The 2,206-nt window shown below is 72.5% G+C and carries 2 protein-coding genes; both read right to left on the reverse strand.

The features are described 5' to 3' along the window. Positions 1–1,759, reverse strand: a 1,759-nt coding sequence (locus SACHA_RS22565) for a sodium/solute symporter (protein WP_083935877.1), incomplete at its 3' end; no start/stop codon positions are given. Between the two features lie 38 nt (positions 1,760–1,797). Further along, positions 1,798–2,206: hypothetical protein (locus SACHA_RS22570; RefSeq protein WP_019811341.1), on the reverse strand; the 409-nt coding region annotated here is incomplete at its 5' end.

Here is a 2,206-nt window from a genome sequence, read left to right on the forward strand (position 1 = left end):
CGCCGGCGAGCCGGGCAGGTTCGTCCGCGCGGCCGGAGTCCGCCGCCCGCCGGTCGCGGGTGAAGCCCAGCCGGTCCGGCGCGTGCAGCCGCAGCATCACGGTGTCCACGTCGTCGGGAACGCGCTTCCTGGTCAGCAGGCTGATCACGATGGTGGTGGCGAAGGCCGCGGGGACCGTGAACAACGCGGGCTGGGTGACGAACCACGGCGCCCAGCCGCCGCCGAACCGGCTGAGGATGTTGAGCACGATCGCCAACAGCACCAGCGAACCGCCGACGACCAGGCCCGCGGTCGCGCCGATCCAGGTGAGTCCGCGCCACCAGATCCCCAGCACGAGCAGCGGGCAGAACGTGGACGCGGCGAGAGCGAAGGACAGGCCCACGCTGAGCGAGAGGTCCTCGATCGGCAGCAGCACCGCCCCGGCGGCGGCCGTTCCCGCCACGACGACCGCGGCCAGGCGGAAATCCCGCACCCGCGCCCAGAGCAGGTCCGTGGAGATCACCGAGGCCACGCTGACCAGCAGCCCGGACGAGGTGGACAGGAACGCGGCGAACGCCCCCGCGGCGAGCACCGCGACCGTGATCGCGCCGGCAACGCCGGGCAGCATCGCCCCCGGCAGTTCCAGTACGGCCGCGTCGGTGTTCCCGGTGAGCAGCAGCTGCGGCACGTACAACCGGGACAACGCCCCCAGCAGCACCGGGAACAGGTAGAACAACCCGAGCAGGAGCAGCACCTGCAACGTGGTGCGGCGCGCGGACCGCCCGTCCGGGTTCGTGTAGAAGCGGGCGAGCACGTGCGGCAGCCCCATCGTGCCCGCGAACGTCGCCACCAGCAGCGAGTACGTCCACCACAGGCTGTCGGTGTCCCCGGTGGGGCGCAACCAGAAGGCGTTGTCCAGCGCGGCGTCGCCGACCACGGGGACGGACGATCCGGCAGGGAACAACAGTTCGGTCCCCGCCGCGACCGGATAGTCGGTGCCGGGCAGCCACAGCTCCGCGCCCGAGGGCCGCTCGGAGGGCAGGTGCACCACCGTCGGCTCACCGACCCGCAACACGACGTCGGACTCCACCGAGACCGTGGTCTCCTCGGTAAACTCCGGCGGTGCGGGCTCGCCCAGCGGGCCCGCCGTGTCCGCACCCCCGCCGGCGAGGAACACCGCGCACAGCACGAACGCGGGAACGGCGAGCGCGAACAGCTTCACCCAGTACTGGAACGCCTGTACGAGCGTGACCACGCGCATCCCGCCGGCCACGATGTTCAGCGTCACGATCCCCACGACGACCAGCGAGCCCATCCACGGCTCCGCCTGCGGCAGGACGGTGCGCACCGCGAACCCGGCCGCCTGCAGCTGTGGGAAGAGGTAGACGAGCGCGATGACCGCGACCACGGAGGTGGAGACCCGGCGCAGGGCGGCCGAGCCGAGCCGGGCCTCCATGAAGTCCGGCAGGGTGTAGGCGCCGGAGCGGCGCAGCGGGGCCGCGACGAAGATCATCACGGTGAGGAAGCCCGCGGTGAACCCGATCGGGTACCACAGCGCGTCGGCGCCGTCCTTCATCACCAGCCCCGCGACCCCCAGGAAGGAGGCCGCCGACAGGTACTCGCCGGAGACCGCGGCGGCATTGCGCCGCGAACGCACGGTGCGCCGGGCGAGCAGGAAGTCGTCGGTGGTGCTCGCGTACCGGGACGTGCGGCTGCCGAGGTAGTAGGTCACCCCCAGGACCAGGCCCACGGCGCCGACCGCCCACGGGTTCAGCTCCACCACTGCCCCCCGCTACGCCTCGTCGCCCGCACGGGCACTCAGTTCTCGATCATGGCGACGAAGTCCCGCTCGTGCCGTTCCGCGAGGCGGTTGTACCACAACCCGACCGCGAACAGCAGCGGGAACGGCGCGACGGCGAGCAGCACCCAGGACACGGGCAGGCCGATTACCCGGATCGTGGCCAGGGTGGGCAGGAAGTGGAAGGCCGCCGGCAGCGCGCCGAGCAGCAGCACCACCAGGCCGAGCAACAGCGCGCCCGACCGCAGCTGCACCTTGACCAGGTCCTTGATGAGCAGCCTGCCCCAGCTGGTCTGCTCGGCGAGCTCCACCTTCGCCCGCATCGAGTAGCTCGACACCCGCTTCGGCCTGGCGAGCACGACCCGCTGCCTGCGGGGCCGGGCGGCCCCGTCCGATCCGGCGGCCCCGTCCGATCCGGCGGCCCCGGCC

The organism is Saccharomonospora halophila 8 (genome assembly GCF_000383775.1).
Classification (GTDB): Bacteria; Actinomycetota; Actinomycetes; order Mycobacteriales; family Pseudonocardiaceae; genus Saccharomonospora; species Saccharomonospora halophila.